Raw genomic sequence first — 3,437 nt, 5'->3', positions numbered from 1 at the left:
TGTTGAGCGGCATTCCCGATGCCCATGTCGCGGGCACGACTCCGGCGTTGAACATGCCGACGAGTTCGGTTGCATGCCGGCGGGGCCGGGGTGTTCGTTGGCGGCGGCACCTTGCCGATGAGGGCATGCGAAAGGCCCTCCCGATGATCTTTTGGCCGAGTCCGGGAGGGCCGTGAAGCGCATGGAGGCGCTCGGTGCTCACGGTAGGGGCGGACGCGGCTGAGGTCGAGACCCGGCTGAGGGACGGCAAGGTGGAATGTTCCCGTTGCGGGGGTGTGCTGGCCCCGTGGGGCTGGGCCCGCGAGCGGGTGCTGCGGGACGGATCGGGGCCGGTACGGATCCGTCCCCGGCGCGCGCGGTGTGTCGGCTGCGGCATTTCGCATGTGCTTCTCCCGGTGTTCGTGCTGGTCAGGAGGGTGGATCTGGCGGAGGTGATCGGGGCGGCACTGGTGGCGAAGGCGGCGGGGGCCGGGGTGCGGACGATCGCGGTGCGGCTGGGGCGGCCGGTGGAGACCGTCCGCGGCTGGCTGCGGCGGTTCGCCCGCCGGGCCGAACAGATCCGCGCGTACTTCACCCGTGTGCTGGTGGACGCCGGGGTTGATCCGGTGCCTCCGGCGGCCGCGGACACGGTCTTCGCGGACGCGGTCGCGGCGGTCGCCGGGGCCTGGCAGGCGGCCGGCTCACGCTGGCCGGGCGTCGGCGAGGTGTCGCCGTGGCGGCTGGCGGCGGCCGTCACCCACGGACGGCTGCTGGCCCCGCGCTGGCCTTGATCAACGATCAACACCAACTGCCTCTGCCGGACGGGTGGTTGTTCCTGCAAGCCTCGGCGGGCCCATAAGATCACCACGGCATCAGGAAGGTGCACGTGCCACCAAACGATGACGACCAGGCGGCCCGCCTGGAACGGGCCCGGCAGATCGGCCTGTTCCGCTACATGCTGATCAGGGAGGCCGCCGATCCGAGCCTGACCGGCCGCCAGCGCGGCGCGCTGGTGCGCAAACTCGCCGGTGAGGAGCACACCGACCCGGACGGACGGCGGGTGAGGATCAGCCGCTGGACGCTGGACCGCTGGATCCTGGAATGGCGCCAGGGCGGGTTCGACGCCCTGATTCCCTCTCCGCGCCAGGCCCAGCCCCGCACTCCGCCGGAGGTCTTCGAGCTGGCCTCGGCGCTGAAGAAGGAGAATCCGGAGCGGACGGCCGCGCAGGTCAGGCGGATCCTCAAGGCCCAGCTCGGCTGGGCCCCGGACGAACGCACGCTGCAGCGGATGTTCAACCGCACCGGCCTGGCCTCCTTGCAGACGCCCCGGCAGACGGCGGTCTTCGGCCGGTTCGAGGCGGGCTGTCCCAACGAGCTGTGGACCGGGGATGCGCTGCACGGGCCGCGGATCGACGGGCGCAAAACGTACCTGTTCGCCTTCATCGACGACCACTCGCGGGCGGTGGTCGGCCACCGCTGGGGTTTCGCCGAGGACACCGTCCGCCTGGCCGCGGCCCTGCGGCCGGCCCTGGCCGCCCGGGGCGTCCCGCAGTACATCTACGTCGACAACGGCAGTGCTTTTGTCGACTCGTGGCTGCTGCGGGCCTGCGCGAAGCTGGGCATTAAGCTGGTGCACTCCGCTCCCGGCCGTCCCGAGGGGCGGGGGAAGATCGAGCGGTTTTTCCGCACGGTCAACGGCGAGTTCACCGTCGAGATCGCCTCGGCCGAAGGTGAGGTCGGCCGGGAGATCAGGGACCTGGCGGAGATGAACCGCCTGTTCACCGCCTGGGTCGAGACGGTCTACCACCGCCGCGAGCACTCCGAGACCAAGGTGGCCCCACTGGAGCGGTGGATGGCCGGGGCCCCTTTCCCGGTCCCGGCGCCGGGCGACCTGGCGGAGGCTTTCCGCTGGTCCGAGCACCGCAACGTCTCGCGCACCGGGACCGTGTCGTTGCAGGGCAACCGCTACCAGGTCGATCCGCAGCTGGTCGGCCGCAAGGTCGAGCTGGTCTTCGATCCCTTCGACCTGACCTATCTGGGCGTCCGCATCGACGGCAAGGACGCCGGCACCGCCCTGCCGTTCCAGATCAACCGGCACAGCCATCCCAAGGCCCGGCCGGAGGTCCCCGCCGAGCAGCCGAAGCCGACCACCGGCATCGACTACCTCGGGCTCATCGACCGCGAGCACGCGGCCGACCTGTCCAGCAAGGTCAACTACGTGGCCCTGGCCGGCGGGCAGCCCGCCGAGCCCGTCGAAGCGGTCGACCTGACGGAGGACTGAGCCCATGCCCACCGACCCCGGCGAGCAGGACGGCCCGGTCCGCTTCCTGACCGGGCTGCACGGCTTCTTCGAAGCCTGCGCTCCGGGCACCGGCGCGGCCCTGGCCGCCCAATTCGGCGGGGACACCGCCGTCGACTGGATCGTCGTCAACCCCGAACTGTTCATCGAACGCCTCACCGGCCGGCCCTTCACTCCCGAGCCCCCCAGCGAACGTCCCGGAGATTGCACGTGATCGAAAAACTGCAGGCCCACTACGGCTTCGAGCGGATGCCGTTCGGCCGCAACCTGGCGCCGGGCATGCTCCACCGCCACCAGTCCCACAACGAGGCCGTCGCCCGGATCTCCTGGTGCATCACCGAACGCTCCATCGGCGTGGTCACCGGCGAAGTCGGCGCGGGCAAGACCGTCTCCGTCCGCACCTGCCTGGACGCCCTGGACCCCTCGAAGTACTCGGTCATCTACCTGCCGAACCCGATGATCGGCGTCCGCGGCATCCACGAAGAGATCGTCAATGCGTTCGGCCAGGCCCCGGCCCACCTCGGCTCGCGCCTGGCCGTCCAGACCTCCAAGGTCTTGATGTCCGAGCGCGAAGAGCGCGGACGCACCCCCGTCCTGGTCCTGGACGAAGCCCATCTGCTGTCCTACGAACAGCTGGAAACGGTGCGGATGCTCACCAACCAGGGCATGGACCAGGACTCCCCGCTGTCCTGCCTGCTGGTCGGCCAGCCCACCCTGCGCAGGACCATGAAACTCGCCGTCCTGGCGGCCCTCGAACAGCGAACCGCCCTGCGCTACACCATGCCGGGCATGACCGCCACCGAGACCACCAGCTACATCGCCCACCACCTCAAGCTCGTCGGGCGGCCCGACCAGCTGTTCACCGAGGACGCCCTCTCGCTGATCCACACCACCTCGCGCGGCTACCCGCGGGCGGTCAACAACCTCGCCCTCCAGGCTCTCGTCGCCGCCTTCGCCCAGGGCAAGAACCTCGTCGACGACGCAGCCGCCCGCGCGGCCGTCAGCGAGGTGGTCGACTGAACGACCGGCACCTCGCCGACGACAGCGACACCTTGCCGATGACAGCCCCGCCTGCCACCCCGCCGGCGGGGCTTCACTGTCGCCGAACATCGGCACCGTGAACGCCGCCGTCATCGGCATTTTGAGTGTCGGGCAACAC

The 3,437-nt window shown here is 70.5% G+C and carries 4 protein-coding genes; all 4 read left to right on the top strand.

Annotated elements, in window-relative coordinates; all coding sequences use genetic code 11:
• Positions 1-383 precede the first annotated feature (383 nt).
• A complete protein-coding gene (locus ACH4FX_RS43145) occupies positions 384-770 on the top strand; it encodes a hypothetical protein (RefSeq protein WP_398487393.1) in 387 nt (128 codons plus the stop codon).
• Positions 771-865: 95 nt separating this feature from the next.
• Positions 866-2,260 carry a DDE-type integrase/transposase/recombinase gene (locus ACH4FX_RS43140; RefSeq protein WP_398487388.1) on the top strand — a complete coding sequence of 465 codons (1,395 nt, stop codon included), beginning with the start codon at positions 866-868 and terminating at the stop codon, positions 2,258-2,260.
• 4 nt (positions 2,261-2,264) lie between these two features.
• Complete coding sequence (locus ACH4FX_RS43135) at positions 2,265-2,492, top strand: hypothetical protein (RefSeq protein ID WP_398487387.1); 228 nt, start codon at positions 2,265-2,267, stop codon at positions 2,490-2,492.
• Positions 2,489-3,298 (top strand): ExeA family protein, encoded by an 810-nt coding sequence (locus ACH4FX_RS43130; RefSeq protein WP_398487385.1) that lies wholly within the window; start codon positions 2,489-2,491, stop codon positions 3,296-3,298. Before ACH4FX_RS43135 ends, ACH4FX_RS43130 begins: the two co-directional genes overlap by 4 nt.
• Positions 3,299-3,437: the final 139 nt, after the last annotated feature.

Source organism: Streptomyces sp. NPDC018019 (genome assembly GCF_044327805.1).
Classification (GTDB): domain Bacteria; phylum Actinomycetota; class Actinomycetes; order Streptomycetales; family Streptomycetaceae; genus Streptomyces.
This window is presented reverse-complemented; position numbering and strand designations above follow the sequence as displayed.

Coding starts and splice junctions, on each gene's coding strand:
- ACH4FX_RS43135 (WP_398487387.1), top strand. CDS start 2,265: ATGCCCACCGACCCCGGCGAGCAGGACGGCCCGGTCCGCTTCCTGACC.